The sequence below is a fragment of the Pseudomonas sp. R43(2017) genome (assembly GCF_002112345.1).
GTDB lineage: Bacteria > Pseudomonadota > Gammaproteobacteria > Pseudomonadales > Pseudomonadaceae > Aquipseudomonas > Aquipseudomonas kribbensis.
Map to the genome: position 1 here is coordinate 268,411 of NZ_NEHJ01000005.1, position 18,690 is coordinate 287,100.

Sequence of the window (18,690 nt, forward strand, 5' to 3'; positions counted from 1 at the left end):
CGCTACGGTTTCAGACTCCCTGTAAACTGCGCGGGTTTTCAGCCCCCCATTCCACCGGAGCCGTCCATGTCCCGCGTTACCCTGAGTCGCTATTTGATTGAGCAGACCCGCAGCAACAACACTCCTGCCGATCTGCGCTTCCTGATCGAAGTGGTGGCGCGTGCCTGCAAAGAGATCAGCCACGCCGTGTCCAAAGGCGCCCTGGGCGGTGTTCTGGGCAGCATGGGCACGGAAAACGTGCAAGGCGAAGTGCAGAAGAAACTCGACGTGCTGTCGAACGAAATCCTGCTAGAAGCCAACGAGTGGGGCGGTCACCTGGCCGGCATGGCGTCCGAAGAAATGGACAACGCCTACCAGATCCCGGGCAAATATCCGAAAGGCGCCTACCTGCTGGTATTCGACCCGCTGGACGGTTCGTCGAACATCGACATCAACGCCCCGGTCGGCACCATCTTCTCGGTACTGCGTTGCCCGAACGAATACCTGAGCCAGAACGAAGCCCTGAATGAAAAGGCCTTCCTGCAGCCAGGCACCCAGCAGGTGGCTGCCGGTTACGCGATCTACGGTCCGCAGACCATGCTGATCCTGACCCTGGGCAACGGCGTGAAGGGCTTCACCCTGGACCGCGAAATGGGCAGCTTCGTCCTGACCCACGAAGACATCACCATTCCTGAAAGCACCCAGGAATTCGCGATCAACATGTCCAACCAGCGTCACTGGGAAGCCCCGGTACAGCGCTACGTTTCGGAACTGCTGGCCGGTGAAGAAGGCCCGCTGAAGAAGAACTACAACATGCGTTGGGTCGCGGCGATGGTTGCCGACGTGCACCGCATCCTGACCCGTGGCGGTCTGTTCATGTACCCGCGCGACAGCCGCGAGCCGTCCAAGCCAGGCAAACTGCGCCTGATGTACGAAGCCAACCCGATGTCGTTCCTGGTGGAACAGGCGGGCGGCGCTTCCACCGACGGTCACCAGCGCATCCTCGACATCCAGCCTGAAGGCCTGCACCAGCGCGTAGCGGTGTTCCTCGGCTCGAAAGAAGAAGTCGCCCGCGCTACGGCCTACCACAAGGAATAAACCATGACCGCGCCCTGGCAGCCGTTGCTCGATTGGTGGTTCGGTCATGCCGAGTCAGCGACTGAAGTGACGGCGCAACAGGGCAAGTTGTGGTTCGGCAAGAAAGACAGTCAGGACCTCGAAGCGCGTGAGCGTTTCGGGGTCTTTGTCGATCAGGCCCTCGCCGGCGAATTGACCGAGTGGACGCAACGTCCCGAAGGTTGGCTGGCGGTGGTGCTGCTGCTCGATCAGCTTCCGCGCATGATCTTTCGCGATACACCCAAGGCTTTTTCCGGCGATCTGCGGGCGCAGAAACTGGTTGCCCAAGGCATTGCGGCGGATTTCGACCGGCAGTTGAAACCGATTCAGCGACTCTTCATCTACCTCGTCTTCGAACACTGCGAAAACCTTGCGGTGCAGAATGAAGCCGTCTCGCGATTCATTGAACTGGTGGCTGAGCAGCCGGAGGCTGAGCGCGGGGTGTTTGCCGACAACCTGGATTATGCAGAGCGGCATCAGAAGGTGATTGCTCGGTTTGGGCGGTTTCCGCATCGCAATGCGGTGTTGGGGCGGGAGTCTACGGCGGAGGAGTTGGAGTTTCTTTCGCAGCCGGGGTCGCGGTTCTGAATCAGCATCCAGACGACTGACCTCTTCGCAGAAAGGCCCGCGAAGAGATCAGTGAGAGCGCCTTAGATACGGAAACTACCTACCAACTGCTTCAACCGCGCAGCCTGCTGCTCCAGATCCGCACAAGCGCGCAACGTCGCCTGCAGGTTCTCCACACCTTCCTGGTTCAGCGTGTTGATCTCGTTGATGTCGACGTTGATCGACTCGACCACTGCCGTCTGCTCTTCGGTCGCGGTCGCCACCGACTGGTTCATGCCGTCGATCTCGCCGATGCGCTGGGTCACGCTTTCCAGACGCTCGCCGGCCTGGTTGGCGATGCCGACGCTGCTTTCGCTCTCGCGCTGGCTCTCGGTCATGATGCCGACGGCCTGGCGTGCGCCGACCTGCAGTTCTTCGATCATGCTCTGCACTTGTTGCGCCGAATCCTGGGTGCGGTGCGCCAGGTTACGTACTTCGTCGGCGACCACGGCGAAACCACGACCGGCCTCACCGGCACGGGCGGCTTCGATGGCGGCGTTGAGCGCCAGCAGGTTGGTCTGCTGGGAAATGCTGGTGATCACTTCCAGAATCTGCCCGATGTTCACGGTGTTGCTGTTCAGGGTTTCGATGTTGCCGCAGGAGTCGCTGATCTTCGCCGACAGTTGCTGCATCGCGTGGATGGTTTTATCCACAACCTGTTGGCCGTCGACCGCCAGGCTGCGTGCGTCGCTGGAGTGTTGCGAGGCGAGGGCGGCGTTCTGGGCGATTTCCTGGGCAGCGGCGCCGAGCTGGTTGATCGCGGCGGCCACGCTGTTGGTGCGCGAGGCTTGCTGGTCGGAATTGAACATCGACGAGTTGGACGCCGCGACCACGCGCAGGGCGACTTCGTTGACCTGCCCGGTGGCCGAGGACACTTCGCGGATCGAGGTGTGGATACGCTCGACGAAACGGTTGAACGACAAACCCAGCGCGCCGAACTCGTCGTGGCCATGGATCACCAGACGCTTGGTCAGGTCACCTTCGCCTTCGGCGATGTCATGCATGGCGCGGCCCATGGTCAGCAGCGGTTGCATCAGCACGCGGATCAGCATGCCGAGCAGGGCGATGATGATCACCACGGCGATGACCATGGCAATCAGCGCCGAGGTGCGGAACTCGCTGAGCATCGAGAACGCTGTGTCCTTGTCCAGCACCAGGCCCACGTACCAGTCGGCCGACGGCACGCCGTTGACGCGGGTGAAGGAGATCAGCTGGGTCTTGCCGTCGAACTCGACTTCTTTCAGGCCCGGGCTGACTTTCGGCGCACCGCTTGGGTAGGCCTCGGCCAGGGTCTTGAGCACCAGTTTGCTGTCCGGGTGGATCAGGATCTTGCCGTCTGCACTGACGATGAACGCGTGGCCGTGGCCGCCGAAGTTCAGCGAGTTGATGATCGCGCTGACGCTGGTGAGGTCGATGTCGGCGCCGGCCACACCGATCATCTGGCCCTGACGCTGCACCGGGGTGGCGACGGTGATCACCAGTTTGCCCGACGACGCGGCGATGTACGGTTCGGTGACGATGGTCTGCTGGGCGCTGTTCGCGGCCTTGTACCAGCCACGGGCGCGGGGGTCGTAATCCGGTGCGCGGTTGCCGGCCGGGACCGAGAACATCACGCCGTCGGCGCCGCCGAAATAGCTGAGCTGGAAATTGCCGGTGTAGGCGGGCAGGTCGATGATGCGTTTCAGGCTGGCCGGGGCGCTGCCGTCGGCGACAACCTGCTGCGACATCGATTGCAGCAGCTGGATGCGGCTTTCCAGCCAGGTCTGGATGTTGCTAGTGGTCAGGCTGCCCAGTTCCTGCATTGACGCTTCGGTGCTGCTTTGCAGGGCTTCGCGTTGTCGATAGTCGTTGAACAAAATGAAACAGGCGAACGCTACGGCCACCACGAGGGCGGCAGCCAACAAGATCTTGTGGCTGAATTTCATGTTTCTGGTCATTAAGTGAGCTACCGCGAAGGGGCTGGTCAAGAAAGGGCGGCAATTTGCCACACTCTCGGGCTTTGCGCTGCTCTTATTTCGACCGCCGCGCGACAAAGATGAGGACGCTTTTGTTAAAGGCGACGAAATGCTCAATAGCCCTACAAAGTGTCTGATTTACCGATGAATGCCGGACGAGCGGGCCAATAAATAGCCACCCGCCGAGGGAACCAGACAGGGGTTTTCTCTTCTAAGCTTCTGGTTGGCGCCAGGCCATCCCCCTTCCGTTCCAGGAGTTACACCATGTCGCTGCGATCTATCGCCCTTCTGTCGTTTTGCGTGCTGTTGGCCGCATGCAGCAAGGTCAATCAGGAAAACTACTCAAAGCTCTCGGCCGGCATGGCCAAGGCCGAAGTGGAGACGCTGCTCGGCAAGCCCACCGATTGCTCGGGCGCGCTCGGCATGTCCAGTTGCACCTGGGGCGACAAGAACAGCTTTATCAGCGTGCAGTACGCCGGTGACAAAGTGTTGATGTTTTCCGGCCAAGGCCTGAAGTAAACCGGGGCTACGCGCCCACGGGAGAAAAACAATGAAGCGGTTATTGCTTGTCCTTTTTGCCGGCCTGGTACTGGCCGGCTGCGCCACCACCGGTGAAGATCCGCTGGCGCCCAAGACAGTCCACAGCGTCAACCTCAAGCGTTATCAGGGTACCTGGTACGAACTGGCGCGACTGCCGATGTATTTCCAGCGCAACTGTGCACAATCCGAAGCCCGTTACACGCTCGAGTCGGATGGCAACCTGGGCGTGTTCAACCGTTGCCTGACCAAGGACTGGCAATGGGAAGAGGTCAAGGGCACGGCTTATCCACAGGTGCCGGGCAAGACCGACAAATTGTGGGTCGAGTTCGATACCTGGTTTTCGCGGCTGATTCCGGGCTCGGCGAAGGGCCAATACTGGGTGCTGTACGTCAGCGACGACTACAAGACCGCCATCGTTGGCGACCCGAGCCGTCGCTACCTGTGGCTGTTGTCGCGTACGCCGACCGTGAATGGTGTGGTGCGCGAAGAACTGCTGAGCAAGGCGCGTCAGCAGGGTTACGACACCACACGGTTGATCTGGCGGGCATCGGATCAGCAGATGGCCAAGACGTCCAACTGACGCGCAACAAAAAACCTGTGGAGGTTGCCCTCCACAGGTTTTTTTGTGTCAGCCCAACAGCTCTCGCAGCACCTGGGTGAAGGCGCGATTGCTGTCCTCTTCCCCGGCATGTCGCCCTTCGCGAACGACCCACTGACCGTTGACCAGCACGTCACGCACCTGACGATCACCACCGGCAAACAGCCAGCGGTTGAGAATCCCGTCGCCGCTGGCCGTGGCCAGATACGGATCGCTGCCATCGAGCACAATCCAGTCGGCGCGTTTGCCGACCTCCAGCGCGCCGATTGGCTGGCCCAGCGCCTGAGCGCCACCGTCCAGTGCGGCGTCATACAACGTGCGGCCAACCATCGGTTGATCCGCGCCATACAAGCGGTTGCGCCGCTGATCGCGCAGACGCTGGCCGTATTCCAGCCAACGCAATTCTTCCACCACGCTCAACGACACATGGCTGTCGGAACCGATGCCCATGCGTCCGCCCTGAGCGAGGAAATCCACCGCCGGGAAAATCCCGTCGCCGAGGTTGGCCTCGGTGGTCAGGCACAGACCGGCAATGGCGCGACTCTTGGCCATCAGCGTGACTTCTTCCGGATTGGCGTGAGTCGCGTGGACCAGGCACCAGCGCTGATCGACTTCGGTGTTCTCGTACAGCCATTGCAGCGGACGGCGACCGCTCCAGCTCAGGCAGTCGTCGACTTCCTTCTGCTGTTCGGCGATGTGGATGTGCACCGGGCATTGCTTGTCGCTGGCCGCCAGCACTTCGCTGATCTGCTGCGGCGTGACCGCGCGCAACGAGTGGAAACACAATCCCAGCGACTGGGCCTTCTGCTGCGCCAGCAACGGTTGCAGGCGCGATTGCAGTTTCAAGTAGTTTTCGGTGCTGTTGATGAAGCGGCGCTGACCTTCGTTCGGCGTCTGGCCACCGAAACCGCTGTGGCTGTAAAGCACCGGCAACAGAGTCAGACCGATGCCGGCGGAGCTGGCGGCCTGGCTGATGCGCAACGCCAGCTCCGCCGGATCGGCGTACGGCTGACCGTTGTGATCGTGGTGAACGTAATGGAATTCGGCGACCGAGGTGTAACCGGCCTTGAGCATTTCGATGTACAGCTGACGGGCAATCACGCCGAGCTGGTCCGGGCTGATTTTTCCGACGAGCCGGTACATCAGATCGCGCCAGGTCCAGAAACTGTCGTTGGGATTGCCGGCCACTTCTGCCAGCCCCGCCATCGCTCGCTGGAACGCGTGGGAGTGCAGATTCGGCATGCCGGGCAGCAGCGGACCGCTCAGCCGTTCGGCGCCGTCTGCGGTGGAATCGGCCTGAATTCGGGTCAATACGCCATCGGCGCTGACCTCGAGACGTACATTGTTGGCCCATCCGTTAGGCAGCAGCGCGCGTTCGGCAAAGAAGGCGGACATGGTTCAGCACCCCATCGTGTGTTATTTGTATATACATATACAGACGTTTGCCTGCCCGGTAAACTCCGGCAAGCTAGCAACCTTATCCAATGAACAGGGATCCATCGTGCCGACTCCGCCTCCAGTTTCTCCGTTGGCCGCGAACATGGGCGACAGTCCGGCGCCCTTGTACGCCCGCGTCAAACAGATGATCACCCAGCAGATCGACAGTGGTAACTGGCCGCCGCATTACCGCGTGCCGTCGGAAAGCGAGCTGGTCAGCCAGTTGGGCTTCAGCCGCATGACCATCAACCGCGCGCTGCGCGAGATGACCGCCGATGGTCTGCTGGTGCGCATGCAAGGTGTCGGCACCTTCGTCGCCGAGCCGAAGAGCCAGTCCGCGCTGTTCGAAGTGCACAACATCGCCGACGAAATCGCTTCCCGTGGCCATCGCCATACCTGCCAGGTGATCACACTGGAGGAAGAGGCCGCCGGTTCCGAGCGCGCCCTGGCGCTGGATATGCGCGAAGGGCAGAAGGTGTTCCACTCGCTGATCGTGCATTACGAGAACGACATTCCGGTGCAGATCGAAGACCGCTTCGTCAACGCGCTGGTCGCCCCGGAATACCTCAAGCAGGACTTCACCCTGCAAACGCCGTACGCCTATCTGAACCAGGTTGCGCCGCTGACCGAAGGCGAGCATGTGGTCGAAGCGATCCTCGCCGAGCCGTCCGAATGCAAATTGCTGCAGATCGAAAAAGGCGAGCCGTGCCTGCTGATCCGTCGCCGTACTTGGTCGGGCCGTCAGCCGGTGACCGCCGCGCGCCTGATCCACCCCGGTTCCCGTCATCGTCTGGAAGGACGCTTTCATAAATGAGTGAAGTGAAGGTTTTACGCGCCGAAGGCTACCCGCGCATGCCGTGGAAAAACGGCGGCGGCAGCACCGAGGAAATCACCCGTGACGCCGGTGCCGGTCTCGACGGTTTCGGCTGGCGCCTGTCGATTGCCGACATCGCCGAATCCGGTGGCTTCTCGACGTTCACCGGTTATCAACGGGTGATCACGGTGTTGCAGGGCGACGGTATGACCCTGTGCGTCGACGGTGACGACACCCGGCCGCTGTTACCCTTAGACCCGTTTGCCTTCAGCGGCGAAAGCCAGGTCTTCTGCACCCTGCTCGGCGGGGCGATCCGCGATTTCAACCTGATCTACGCACCGCAGCGTTACAGCGCTCGTTTGCAGTGGCTGGATGGCGAGCAACGGTTTTTCAGCTCCGCCAGCACCGTTCTCGTTTTCAGTGTCAGCGAGTTGCTGCAAGTGCAGGTCGGTGACAGTGCTGCGCAACTTGGCCGGCATGATTGCCTGCAACTGGACGGCAACACCGGTCTGGTGGAAATCGCCGTCAACGCGGGCTGCTGTGTGATCGAACTGACTGCACACTGATCGATCCCTGAAAAACCGCCGCTTTGAACAGTGCCTGTAGGGGCTGTTGAGAGCGGCGGTTTTTTTCATCCCGACGTTCCCGAACGCGCACCAACTTGTTACCGAACGCCCCAGCGTGGCGCAAAACCACGCACATGAACTCGCCTTCCGCTTGTTCAAACCCATCTCGCGAAAAAATTCATACACGCCACAGCCCTTGATACAGGCGTCCTCCAGCCGTGTCCGGCATTTTTGTTGAACAGCCCTCCAACAAGTTGGCCGCTCGATTGCATATGCTTGTATGTACAAGTAAAGACGTATGCGTATGAGTCGTCAGAGGTTCTCCGCAGCGTCCCTGATTCGCTTGTCGCGCATTGAAGCGCACAAGCCGCTTGCCCATCGCCAGGGTTGGTTTGAATTGATCGCTGAGGAGTCTTTTTCGTGACTGACGCAAAAACTACTAAATTCCGTGACGTTGAAATTCGTGCATCGCGCGGCAACAAGCTGACCGCCAAGAGCTGGCTGACCGAAGCGCCGCTGCGCATGCTGATGAACAACCTCGACCCGGAAGTGGCCGAGAACCCGAAAGAGCTGGTGGTCTACGGTGGCATCGGCCGCGCCGCGCGCAACTGGGAGTGCTACGACAAAATCGTCGAAAGCCTGACCAACCTGAATGACGACGAAACCCTGCTGGTGCAATCCGGCAAGCCGGTCGGCGTGTTCAAGACCCACAGCAATGCCCCGCGCGTGCTGATCGCCAACTCCAACCTGGTACCGCACTGGGCGACCTGGGAACACTTCAACGAACTCGACGCCAAAGGTCTGGCCATGTACGGCCAGATGACCGCCGGCAGCTGGATCTACATCGGCAGCCAGGGCATCGTCCAGGGCACCTACGAAACCTTCGTTGAAGCCGGGCGCCAGCATTACGATTCCAACCTGAAGGGCCGCTGGGTCCTGACCGCCGGCCTCGGCGGCATGGGCGGCGCCCAGCCGCTGGCCGCAACCCTGGCCGGTGCCTGCTCGCTGAACATCGAATGCCAGCAGGTGAGCATCGATTTCCGCCTGAAAAGCCGTTACGTCGACGAGCAGGCCAAAGACCTCGACGACGCCCTGGCCCGCATCGAGAAGTACACCAAAGAAGGCAAGGCGATCTCCATCGCCCTGCTGGGCAACGCCGCCGAAATCCTCCCGGAACTGGTCCGTCGCGGCGTGCGTCCGGACATGGTCACCGACCAGACCAGCGCCCACGACCCGCTCAACGGCTACCTGCCGGCCGGCTGGACCTGGGACGAATACCGCGCCCGCGCCAAGACCGAACCGGCCGCTGTGATCAAGGCCGCCAAGCAATCGATGGCCGTCCATGTCAAAGCCATGCTGGACTTCCAGAAGCAAGGCATCCCGACCTTCGACTATGGCAACAACATCCGCCAGATGGCTCAGGAAGAGGGCGTCGAGAATGCCTTCGACTTCCCGGGTTTCGTGCCGGCCTACATCCGTCCGCTGTTCTGCCGTGGCATCGGCCCGTTCCGCTGGGCGGCGCTGTCGGGTGATCCGCAGGACATCTACAAGACCGACGCCAAAGTCAAAGAACTGATCCCGGACGACGCCCACCTGCACAACTGGCTGGACATGGCCCGCGAGCGCATCAGCTTCCAGGGTCTGCCAGCACGCATTTGCTGGGTCGGCCTGGGTCAGCGCGCCAAGCTCGGTCTGGCGTTCAACGAAATGGTCCGTCGCGGCGAACTGTCGGCACCGATCGTGATCGGCCGCGACCACCTCGATTCCGGCTCGGTCTCCAGCCCGAACCGCGAAACCGAATCGATGCAGGATGGTTCGGATGCCGTCTCCGACTGGCCACTGCTCAACGCCCTGCTGAACACCGCGAGCGGCGCGACCTGGGTCTCGCTGCACCACGGCGGCGGCGTCGGCATGGGCTTCTCCCAACACTCGGGCATGGTGATTGTCTGCGACGGTACGGATGAAGCGGCCGAGCGCATCGCTCGCGTTCTGCACAACGACCCGGGCACCGGTGTGATGCGTCACGCCGATGCCGGTTACCAGATCGCCATCGACTGCGCCAAGGAGCAAGGGCTGAACCTGCCGATGATCACCGGCAAATAAAAACCTGCGGGGGCGAGCGCGCTCGCTCCCGCTCAAGCCAATACAACAACAAAACCCAGAACAATCCACAGAGGTTGAATCATGGCTGGCAACACCGATCGTGCAAGCAACAAACCGTTGATCGAAAGGCGTTCGATCGACTACATCCCGGAAGCGGAAAGACACGGTCGTCTATTCAGTCAGTTCACCCTGTGGATGGGTGCCAACCTGCAAATCACCGCGATTGTCACCGGGGCGTTGGCCGTGGTACTGGGCGGTGATGTGTTCTGGTCGCTGATCGGTCTGTTGATCGGTCAACTGTTGGGCGGCGGCGTCATGGCGCTGCACGCGGCGCAAGGGCCGAAGCTGGGCCTGCCGCAGATGATCTCCAGCCGTGTGCAGTTCGGGGTTTATGGTGCGGCGATTCCGATCGTGCTGGTGTGCCTGATGTACCTCGGCTTCACCGCGACCGGCACCGTACTGTCGGGTCAGGCGCTGGGCCAGTTGTTCGGGGTCAGCGACACCGTCGGCATCCTGCTCTTCGCCAGCGTCATCGTGGTGGTCACGGTGCTCGGTTATCGGGTGATTCACTGGATCGGCCGTATCGCCAGTGTCATCGGCGTGATTGCTTTCGTTTACCTGTTCAGCCGTCTGATGAGTCAGGTGGACGTCGGCGCACTCCTGCAAATCCGTCACTTCAGCTGGAGCAGTTTCCTGCTGGCGGTGTCGCTGGCGGCGTCCTGGCAGATCGCCTTCGGCCCTTACGTAGCCGACTACTCGCGCTACCTGCCGAGCAAGGTTTCCTCGGTGAAAACCTTCTTTGCTGCCGGTGCCGGTTCGGTGATCGGCGCGCAAGTGGCGATGATCCTCGGTGTGTTCGCGGCGGCTTCGGCCAACGGTCAGTTCGCCGGTCATGAAGTGGCCTACATCGTCGGTCTGGGCGGCACCGGTGCCACCGCGGCGCTACTGTATTTCAGCATCGCGTTCGGCAAGGTGACCATCTCCACCCTGAACTCCTACGGCAGCTTCATGTGCATCGCCACCATCATCAGCGGCTTCCGTGGCCACCTGACGGTCACCCGGATGCAGCGTCTGGTGTTCGTGCTGGTGATCGTCGGTGCCGCGACTCTGATCGCCTTGCTCGGCCAGCACTCGTTCCTCGGGGCGTTCAAGTCTTTCATCCTGTTCCTGCTGGCGTTCTTCACGCCATGGAGCGCGATCAACCTCGTGGACTACTACTGCATTACCCGTGAGCACTACGACGTCCCGGCGCTGGCCGATCCGAACGGTCGCTACGGCCGCTGGAACCTCCTCGGGATCAGCGTCTATGTGTTCGGTGTGCTGGTGCAGCTGCCGTTCATCTCCACCAAGTTCTATACCGGTCCGCTGGTGGCCGCACTGGGTGATGTGGATATCTCGTGGATTATCGGTCTGGTGCTGCCCGCCGCGCTTTACTACGTGTGCGCAAAGAAATGGCACGGCAGCGTGCCCGATCACCTGATTCTGCCGGTCGAGCAGAACAGCGTTGTACAACCTGAAGCAAACGGGACCGGCCGCGCTGCGGCGCAGGCCTGATCTGGACGTGGACAGGGCTGGATGCCTCTTGAACTGCCGTAAGCCAATTCATGATTAGGAGCGTCACAACAATGAAATCGAACAAGACCCTGCTGACCACATTGCTGTCCATGGGCCTGCTGGCCAGTGCCGGCGCCACCCAGGCTGCCGGCTGGTGCGAATCGGGTAAACCGGTGAAATTCGCCGGCCTGAACTGGGAAAGCGCGATGTTGCTGACCGACGTGCTGCAGGTCGTGCTGGAGAAAGGTTACGACTGCAAGACCGACAGCCTGCCGGGCAACTCCATCACCATGGAAAACGCCCTGAGCAGCAACGATATTCAAGTGTTCGCCGAAGAGTGGGTCGGCCGCAGCGAGGTCTGGAACAAGGCCGAGAAGGCCGGCAAGGTCGTGGGTGTCGGCGCGCCTGTCGTCGGTGCAGTGGAAGGCTGGTACGTGCCGCGCTACGTGATCGAAGGCGATGCCAAGCGCAAGATCGAAGCCAAGGCGCCGGACCTGAAAAACATCGCTGACCTGGGCAAATACTCGGCGATCTTCAAGGACGCCGAAGAGCCGTCCAAGGGCCGCTTCTACAACTGCCCGGCCGGCTGGACCTGCGAGCTGGACAACAGCGAAATGCTGAAAAACTACGGCCTGGAAAACAGCTACACCAACTTCCGTCCGGGCACCGGCCCGGCGCTGGATGCGGCGGTGCTGTCGAGCTACAAGCGCGGCGAGCCGATCCTGTTCTACTACTGGTCGCCAACCCCGCTGATGGGCCAGATCGACGCGGTCAAACTGGAAGAGAAACCGGGCGTCGACAAGCGCGTGACCATCAAGGTCGGCCTGTCCAAGACCTTCCACGAGGAAGCCCCGGAGCTGGTGGCCGTGCTGGAAAAGGTCAACCTGCCGATCGACCTGCTGAACCAGAACCTGGGTCGCATGACCAAGGAGCGGATCGAGTCGCCGAAGCTGGCGAAAATCTTCCTCAAGGAACATCCTGAGGTCTGGCATGCGTGGGTCAGCGACGACGCTGCCAAGAAAATCGACGCGGCGCTGTAGGTCGATACCTCCCGGCTAACCGTGAGGCTGGCCGGGAGAATTGCCGTCATCGCTTGATTGAGATTTCTGATTGAGAGCCGCTTATGTTTCCCGAACGCTTTACGTTTTCCATCGCCGACTGGGTCAACGGTTGGGTCGATGCACTGGTCACCAACTACGGTGACGTGTTCCGCCATATCTCCGACACCCTGCTGTGGGCCATCGTCAACCTTGAAGGCCTGCTGCGCGCTGCACCGTGGTGGTTGATGCTGGCCATCGTCGCGGGCGTTGCCTGGCACGCCACGCGCAAGGTCGTGACCACCGCCGTGATCGTTGGTCTGCTGTTCCTGGTCGGCGCCGTCGGCCTGTGGGACAAACTCATGCAGACACTGGCGCTGATGATGGTCGCCACGGTCATCTCGGTGCTGATCGGTGTGCCGCTGGGGATCCTCTCGGCCCGCAGCAATCGCCTGCGTTCGTTCCTGATGCCGCTGCTCGACATCATGCAGACCATGCCCAGCTTCGTGTACCTGATCCCGGTGCTGATGCTGTTCGGCCTGGGCAAGGTGCCGGCGATTTTCGCCACCGTGATCTACGCCGCGCCGCCGCTGATCCGCCTGACCGATCTGGGCATCCGCCAGGTCGACGGTGAAGTGATGGAAGCCATCAACGCTTTCGGCGCCAACCGCTGGCAGCAACTGTTCGGCGTGCAACTGCCGCTGGCCCTGCCGAGCATCATGGCCGGGATCAACCAGACCACCATGATGGCCCTGTCGATGGTGGTGATCGCCTCGATGATCGGCGCCCGTGGCCTGGGAGAAGATGTGCTGGTAGGCATCCAGACCCTCAACGTCGGACGCGGTCTTGAAGCCGGTCTGGCGATCGTGATTCTCGCAGTGGTCATCGACCGCATTACCCAGGCGTACGGTCGGCCACGGCATGAGGTGAGCAAATGAGCAACGCAACCGTGAGCAAGATCGAAGTCAAAAACGTCTTCAAGATTTTCGGCAACCGTTCCAGGGACGCGCTGGCCATGGTCGGCCAGGGCAAAACCAAGGAGCAGGTACTGAACGAGACCGGTTGCGTGGTCGGGGTCAACGACCTGTCCCTGAGCATCGGCACCGGCGAGATCTTCGTGATCATGGGTCTGTCCGGCTCCGGCAAATCCACGCTGGTTCGCCACTTCAACCGCCTGATCGACCCGACCAGCGGCGCGATCCTGGTGGACGGCGTGGACATCCTGCAATACGACATGGACGCCCTGCGCGAATTTCGCCGGCACAAGATCAGCATGGTGTTCCAGAGCTTCGGCCTGCTGCCCCACAAGACCGTGCTCGACAACGTCGCCTACGGCCTGAAAGTGCGCGGCGAGAGCAAGCAACTGTGCGCCGAGCGCGCGCTGCACTGGATCAACACCGTGGGCCTCAAGGGCTACGAAAACAAATACCCGCACCAGCTCTCCGGCGGCATGCGCCAGCGTGTGGGCCTGGCCCGCGCCCTGGCGGCGGACACCGACATCATCCTGATGGACGAGGCGTTCAGCGCTCTCGACCCGCTGATCCGCGCCGAGATGCAGGATCAGTTGCTGGAGCTGCAAAAGACCTTGCACAAGACCATCGTCTTCATCACCCACGACCTCGACGAGGCCGTGCGCATCGGCAACCGCATCGCGATCCTCAAGGACGGCCGCCTGATTCAGGTCGGCACGCCGAAAGAGATCCTGCACTCGCCGGCGGACGAATATGTCGACCGCTTCGTGCAGCGGCGGGCGGCGGTGGTTTAAGAAGATTTGTGTTGAGGCTGCAGGCGCCATCGCGAGCGAGCTCGCTCCCACAGGAGATCGCGTTTCAAAGTGGGAGCGAGCTTGCTCGCGAAGGGGTCGGTGAAGCTGTATCGATATTATGGTTGAGGTTTTAGATGTCCCAGGCTGAAAAAATCGTTATCGCCGACGCCCCGATGCGTTGGCAGGATGTGGTCGCGGTAGCCCGTCACGGCGCGCAGCTCGAGCTGTCGGCCCAGACCTGGGCGCGCATCGAAAATGCTCAGGGCATCGTCCAGCGTATCGTCGCCAGCGGCGAGCGCGCCTATGGCGTCAACACCGGTCTGGGTGGTCTGTCCAACGTCTCGCTGCAGGGCGAACAACTCAGCCAGTTGTCGCGCAACACCTTGCTCAGCCACGCCTGCGGCGTCGGCCCGGTACTGGCCGACGAGCAGACCCGCGCCATCATGTGCGCTGCAATCCGCAACTACAGCCACGGCAAATCCGGGATTCATCGGCAAGTGGTCGAAGCACTGCTGGCGCTGCTCAATCGCGGTATCACCCCGCAAGTGCCGTCCCAGGGTTCGGTGGGTTATCTGACCCACATGGCCCACATCGGTATTGCGCTGTTGGGCGTGGGCAACGTCAGCTATCGCGGGCAGGTTGTCTCTGCGCAACAGGCGCTGGCCGAAGAAGGCCTGCAACCGGTGCAACTCGGGGCGAAGGACGGTTTGTGCCTGGTCAACGGCACGCCGTGCATGACCGGTCTCGGTTGCCTTGCCATCGCCGATGCCACGCGACTGGTGCAATGGGCCGACGTGGTCGGCGCCATGAGTTTCGAAGCCCAGCGCGGCCAGATCGCCGCGTTCGACGCCGAGATCATCGCGCTCAAGCCGCACCCGGGCATGCAACAGGTCGGCGTCAATCTGCGGGCGCTGCTCGATGGCAGTGAAGTGATCGCGAAGAGCAAAGGCATTCGCACCCAGGATGCGCTGAGCATCCGCTCTATCCCACAGGTACACGGCGCTGCCCGCGATCAACTGCAACACGCGATCAAGCAGATCGAAACCGAACTCAACGGCTGCACCGACAACCCGTTGCTGCTGGGCACGCCGGACGACTTCCGGGTGATGTCCCAGGCCAACCCGCACGGGCAATCGGTGGCGCTGGCAGCGGACTTGCTGGCGATCGCGATGGCCGAAATCGGCTCGATTGCCGAGCGGCGTCTTGACCGTTTGATCAACCCGCATGTCAGCGGTCTGCCGGCGTTCCTGGTGGCCAATCCGGGGGTGAACTCCGGGATGATGATCGTGCAATACGTCGCCGCGTCGCTGTGCGCGGAAAACCGCCAGTTGGCGCAACCGGCGGTGCTCGACAACTACGTCACTTCGGGCCTGCAGGAAGATCACCTGAGCATGGGCACCAACGCCGCGCTGAAGCTGCATCGCGCACTGGAAAACTGCACGCAGATCCTCGCCATCGAGTACCTGCTGGCGGCTCAGGCCTTTGAGTTCCTCAAGGAACAACGCTTCGGCGCCGGTACCGATGTGGCGTGGCGACTGCTGCGCGAGAAAGTCCCGGCCTACGATCAGGACCGCTGGCTGGCGCCGGATATCGCCGCTGCCGCGAGCGTGTTGAAAGCCCCGGATCTGCTGCACAACGTACTGCCGAATTTGCACTGACAATTACCCATACCAGCGTGCCAAGGCGCGGATCGTCCAAAAGACGAGAGGCGACGGATAACGGAATGCTCCGGAGCGACTGGTAGTTAATAACAATCTCTCAAAAGGAGCATTTAAATGACTGCGCTGAACCTGATCCCCGGCCAACTGAGCCTGGCCCAACTGCGTGATGTCTATCAGCAACCGGTCAAGCTGACTCTCGACAGCAGCGCCTCGGCCCAGATCGAAGCCAGCGTCGCCTGCGTCGAGCAGATCCTCGCCGAGAACCGCACCGCCTACGGCATCAACACCGGTTTCGGCCTGCTGGCCTCGACCCGCATCGCCAGCGAAGACCTGGAAAACCTGCAGCGTTCGCTGGTGCTGTCCCACGCCGCCGGCGTCGGCCAGCCGATCAGCGATGAGCTGGTGCGTCTGATCATGGTGCTCAAGGTCAACAGCCTCAGCCGTGGTTTCTCCGGTATCCGCCGCGTGGTGATCGACGCGCTGATCGCCCTGATCAATGCCGAGGTTTATCCGCACATTCCGCTGAAAGGTTCGGTCGGTGCGTCCGGCGACCTGGCACCGTTGGCGCACATGTCGCTGGTGCTGCTGGGAGAGGGCAAGGCGCGCTACAAGGGCGAGTGGATGGAAGCCACCGAAGCGCTGAAAGTCGCCGGTCTGACGCCGCTGACGCTGGCGGCGAAAGAAGGTCTGGCGCTGCTCAACGGCACTCAGGTTTCCACCGCATTCGCGCTGCGCGGTCTGTTCGAAGGTGAAGACCTGTTCGCCGGCGCGTTGGCGCTGGGTGGTCTGACGGTGGAAGCGGTGCTCGGTTCGCGTTCGCCGTTCGACGCGCGCATCCACGCCGCCCGTGGCCAGAAAGGCCAGATCGACACCGCCGCTGCCTACCGAGATCTGCTGGGCGAGCGCAGTGAAGTCTCCGACTCGCACCAGAACTGCGAAAAGGTCCAGGACCCGTACTCGCTGCGCTGCCAGCCGCAAGTCATGGGCGCGTGCCTGACCCAGTTCCGTCAGGCTGCCGAAGTGCTGGTCATCGAAGCCAACGCCGTCTCCGACAACCCGCTGGTTTTCGCCGCTGAAGGCGACGTGATTTCCGGCGGCAACTTCCACGCCGAGCCGGTGGCCATGGCCGCAGACAACATGGCTTTGGCCATCGCTGAAATCGGCTCCCTGAGTGAGCGTCGTATCTCGCTGATGATGGACAAACACATGTCGCAACTGCCGCCGTTCCTGGTGGCCAACGGCGGTGTGAACTCCGGTTTCATGATTGCCCAAGTGACTGCGGCCGCCCTGGCCAGCGAGAACAAGGCACTGGCTCATCCGCACTCGGTGGATAGCCTGCCGACCTCCGCCAACCAGGAAGACCACGTCTCCATGGCCCCGGCTGCCGGCAAGCGCCTGTGGGAAATGGCCGAAAACACCCGCGGCATTCTGGCGGTGGAATGGCTGGCGGCGGTGCAGGGGCTGGACCTGCGCAACGGCCTGAAGACCTCGGCCAAACTGGAAAAGGCCCGGGGCATCCTGCGTCGCGAAGTACCGTTCTACGAGAAGGATCGTTTCTTTGCGCCGGACATCAATGCCGCGACCGAGCTGCTGGCTTCGCGCATTTTGACTGAACTGGTTCCGGCCAAGTTGCTGCCGAGCCTGTGATGGCCTCTTCGCGAGCAAGCTCGCTCCCACAGTTGAAACGCAATCCTCTGTGAGAGCGAGCTTGCTCGCGAATCGATTTTGAACAAGACGAGGACCTGGGATGAAAACCCTCTGGCAACACTGCCACGTCGCAACCATGGCGCAAGGCGTCTACTCGATCATCGAGGATGCGGCCATCGTGACGTCCGGTGCACACATCGAGTGGATCGGCCCGCGCACTCAATTGCCGTCCGGCGAATACCCGGCGGTCAACGATCTGCAAGGCGCGTGGGTCACCCCCGGCCTGATCGACTGCCACACTCACACCGTGTTCGGCGGTAACCGCAGCGGTGAGTTCGAGAAACGCCTGCAAGGCGTCAGCTACGCCGAGATCGCCGCAGCCGGCGGCGGCATCGCCAGCACCGTGCGCGCCACCCGCGAAGCCTCGGAAGACGAACTGTTCGCCAGCGCCGCCAAACGCCTGAAAAGCCTGATGCGCGATGGCGTGACCACGGTCGAAATGAAGTCCGGCTACGGCCTCGACCTGGCCAGCGAACGCAAGATTCTGCGGGTCATCCGTCGCCTCGCCGACGAACTGCCGATCAGCGTGCGCAGCACCTGTCTCGCTGCTCACGCGTTGCCGCCGGAATACAAGGATCGCGCCGACGATTACATCGATCACATCTGCGCCGAGATGCTGCCCGCACTGGCCGCCGAAGGGCTGGTGGACGCAGTGGATGCCTTCTGCGAATACCTGGCGTTCTCCCCGGAGCAGGTCGAGCGGGTGTTCATCACCGCGCAAAAACTCGGCCTGCCGGTGAAGCTGCACGCCGAGCAGTTGTCGTCGCTGCACGGCTCCAGCCTCGCGGCGCGGTATCACGCGTTGTCCGCCGATCACCTGGAATTCATGGATGAAGACGACGCTGTTGCCATGGCCAAGTCCGACACCGTCGCAGTGCTGTTGCCGGGCGCGTTCTACTTCCTGCGTGAAACCCAGTTGCCGCCAATGGAAGCCCTGCGCAAGCACAAGGTGAAAATCGCCATCGCCAGTGACCTCAACCCCGGTACTTCGCCGGCGCTGTCGTTGCGCCTGATGCTGAACATGGCCTGTACCTGTTTCCGCATGACCCCGGAAGAAGCCCTGGCCGGCGCCACGATTCATGCGGCGCAGGCCTTGGGCATGGCCGAGACCCACGGTTCGCTGGAAGTCGGCAAGGTCGCGGATTTCGTCGCCTGGCAGATCGACCGGCCGGCGGATCTGGCCTACTGGCTGGGTGGTGAACTGGACAAACGCGTCGTGCGTCACGGCGTTGAATCAAGTCTGTAGGAGAGC

Annotated in this window: 16 protein-coding genes and 1 pseudogene; 14 read left to right on the forward strand and 3 right to left on the reverse strand. The window is 61.8% G+C overall.

The genetic code is table 11. From position 1 onward, the window contains the following. Positions 1 to 66 precede the first annotated feature (66 nt). Both CAG02_RS16115 and CAG02_RS16120 read left to right on the forward strand, forming a co-directional pair. Complete coding sequence (locus CAG02_RS16115; RefSeq protein WP_065261556.1) at positions 67 to 1,077, forward strand: class 1 fructose-bisphosphatase; 1,011 nt, start codon at positions 67 to 69, stop codon at positions 1,075 to 1,077. Between the two features lie 3 nt (positions 1,078 to 1,080). Beyond that, positions 1,081 to 1,683, forward strand: a complete 603-nt coding sequence (locus CAG02_RS16120) for a DUF924 family protein (protein ID WP_085712789.1) — start codon at positions 1,081 to 1,083, stop codon at positions 1,681 to 1,683. Between the two features lie 62 nt (positions 1,684 to 1,745). On the opposite strand, the gene CAG02_RS30230 is transcribed toward CAG02_RS16120, so the two are convergent. After that, positions 1,746 to 2,510 (reverse strand): methyl-accepting chemotaxis protein, encoded by a 765-nt coding sequence (locus tag CAG02_RS30230; protein WP_371320915.1) that lies wholly within the window; start codon positions 2,508 to 2,510, stop codon positions 1,746 to 1,748. Between the two features lie 93 nt (positions 2,511 to 2,603). Next, positions 2,604 to 3,638: pseudogene (locus CAG02_RS30235) on the reverse strand (cache domain-containing protein); the annotation flags it as partial. A 282-nt stretch (positions 3,639 to 3,920) separates the two neighbouring features. Between CAG02_RS30235 and CAG02_RS16130 the strand changes: the two are divergent. Together CAG02_RS16130 and CAG02_RS16135 are read left to right on the forward strand one after the other, a co-directional pair. After that, positions 3,921 to 4,175: a hypothetical protein gene (locus tag CAG02_RS16130; protein ID WP_007952486.1), complete on the forward strand. Its 255-nt coding sequence runs from the start codon at positions 3,921 to 3,923 to the stop codon at positions 4,173 to 4,175. Between the two features lie 31 nt (positions 4,176 to 4,206). Continuing rightward, a complete protein-coding gene (locus tag CAG02_RS16135; RefSeq protein ID WP_085712791.1) occupies positions 4,207 to 4,776 on the forward strand; it encodes a lipocalin family protein in 570 nt (189 codons plus the stop codon). A gap of 48 nt (positions 4,777 to 4,824) precedes the next feature. Here CAG02_RS16135 and CAG02_RS16140 read toward each other — a convergent pair whose 3' ends face one another. Continuing rightward, entirely contained in the window at positions 4,825 to 6,189 is a 1,365-nt protein-coding gene (locus CAG02_RS16140; protein WP_085712792.1) for a formimidoylglutamate deiminase, read from the reverse strand. A 145-nt stretch (positions 6,190 to 6,334) separates the two neighbouring features. Here CAG02_RS16140 and hutC point away from each other — a divergent pair, with 145 nt between their 5' ends. The 10 genes from hutC to hutI all read left to right on the forward strand — a co-directional run bounded on the left by hutC (position 6,335) and on the right by hutI (position 18,684). Further along, positions 6,335 to 7,045, forward strand: coding sequence for a histidine utilization repressor (gene hutC / locus CAG02_RS16145; protein WP_162803449.1), 711 nt, complete (start codon positions 6,335 to 6,337; stop codon positions 7,043 to 7,045). Beyond that, entirely contained in the window at positions 7,042 to 7,611 is a 570-nt protein-coding gene (locus CAG02_RS16150) for a HutD family protein (protein WP_085712793.1), read from the forward strand. The genes hutC and CAG02_RS16150 overlap by 4 nt, the downstream gene beginning before the upstream one ends. Positions 7,612 to 8,031: 420 nt before the next feature. Continuing rightward, complete coding sequence (gene hutU, locus CAG02_RS16155; protein WP_085741054.1) at positions 8,032 to 9,714, forward strand: urocanate hydratase; 1,683 nt, start codon at positions 8,032 to 8,034, stop codon at positions 9,712 to 9,714. Between the two features lie 81 nt (positions 9,715 to 9,795). After that, positions 9,796 to 11,268 (forward strand): cytosine permease, encoded by a 1,473-nt coding sequence (locus CAG02_RS16160; protein WP_085711025.1) that lies wholly within the window; start codon positions 9,796 to 9,798, stop codon positions 11,266 to 11,268. Positions 11,269 to 11,339: 71 nt separating this feature from the next. Next, positions 11,340 to 12,308, forward strand: a complete 969-nt coding sequence (locus CAG02_RS16165) for an ABC transporter substrate-binding protein (RefSeq protein ID WP_085711026.1) — start codon at positions 11,340 to 11,342, stop codon at positions 12,306 to 12,308. 83 nt (positions 12,309 to 12,391) lie between these two features. Then, positions 12,392 to 13,243, forward strand: coding sequence for a proline/glycine betaine ABC transporter permease (locus CAG02_RS16170; protein WP_085711027.1), 852 nt, complete (start codon positions 12,392 to 12,394; stop codon positions 13,241 to 13,243). Then, positions 13,240 to 14,070, forward strand: a complete 831-nt coding sequence (locus tag CAG02_RS16175; RefSeq protein WP_085711028.1) for a glycine betaine/L-proline ABC transporter ATP-binding protein — start codon at positions 13,240 to 13,242, stop codon at positions 14,068 to 14,070. The genes CAG02_RS16170 and CAG02_RS16175 overlap by 4 nt, the downstream gene beginning before the upstream one ends. A 134-nt stretch (positions 14,071 to 14,204) precedes the next feature. Beyond that, the gene (gene hutH, locus CAG02_RS16180; RefSeq protein WP_085711029.1) at positions 14,205 to 15,728 is read left to right on the forward strand and encodes a histidine ammonia-lyase; all 1,524 of its coding nucleotides are present in this window, start codon (positions 14,205 to 14,207) and stop codon (positions 15,726 to 15,728) included. A gap of 117 nt (positions 15,729 to 15,845) precedes the next feature. Further along, positions 15,846 to 17,378, forward strand: coding sequence for a histidine ammonia-lyase (gene hutH / locus CAG02_RS16185; protein ID WP_085711030.1), 1,533 nt, complete (start codon positions 15,846 to 15,848; stop codon positions 17,376 to 17,378). A 100-nt stretch (positions 17,379 to 17,478) separates the two neighbouring features. Then, positions 17,479 to 18,684 (forward strand): imidazolonepropionase, encoded by a 1,206-nt coding sequence (hutI, locus tag CAG02_RS16190; RefSeq protein ID WP_085711031.1) that lies wholly within the window; start codon positions 17,479 to 17,481, stop codon positions 18,682 to 18,684. The last annotated feature ends 6 nt before the right edge of the window (positions 18,685 to 18,690 follow it).